Annotated in this window: 1 protein-coding gene and 1 pseudogene; both read right to left on the minus strand. The window is 72.1% G+C overall.

Annotated elements, in window-relative coordinates; genetic code table 11:
* On the minus strand, positions 1-303 hold a 303-nt coding region (locus ASF38_RS17840; protein ID WP_304438642.1), incomplete at its 3' end, for a sigma-70 family RNA polymerase sigma factor.
* A 75-nt stretch (positions 304-378) separates the two neighbouring features.
* Positions 379-639: pseudogene (locus ASF38_RS03785) on the minus strand (hypothetical protein); the annotation flags it as partial.

The raw sequence follows: 639 nt of genomic DNA on the forward strand, positions 1-639 counted from the left end.
CAGCTCGCCCAGGACCGTGGGCACGGCGTAGGCGGCGAAGGAGCGGCGTTCGGGGTCGAAGCGGCGGATCGCCTTCACGAGGCCGAGGCGCGCCACCTGGTCGAGGTCGTCGTCGGCGATGCCGCGGCCGCGGTAACGGCGCGCCAGGCGGCCGGCCATGGGGATGTAGTCGGACACGACATCGTTCTGCAGCTCGCGACGTCGGTCGGCGGGCGCCTCGGCCGCTCGTCGCAGCCGCTCACCAGTGGCGACGTCGGGATCCTGGACCGCGCTGGCGGTGGGGGCGGGGAGAGTGGTGGTCATGCACATGCCTCTCGTCGAACGAGATCGGCTGCTGACTCAACCTGTCCCCCACGGAACCACGGTTCGGGAGGTCGTTCAACTCGAACGGGTCGTGGGCGCCACGAGCGCCACCACGCCGCTCGATCCCTCCTGCCCCTCCTCGCGCACCTCGACCACCTCGAGGCCCACCCAGGTGAAGGGCCGTTCCAGCAGCTCCACCTGCTCCCGGCTGCCGAGCTGGAGGAGGAGCCGTCCGGTCGGCTCCAGGTGCTTGGCCGCCACCCGGACGCATCGGCGGGCCACCTCGAGTCCGTCGATCCCGCCGTCGATCGCCCAGAGCGGGTCGGCGGGATGCTC

The sequence above is a fragment of the Aeromicrobium sp. Leaf272 genome, assembly GCF_001422865.1.
In the GTDB taxonomy this organism is placed as follows: Bacteria; Actinomycetota; Actinomycetes; order Propionibacteriales; family Nocardioidaceae; genus Aeromicrobium.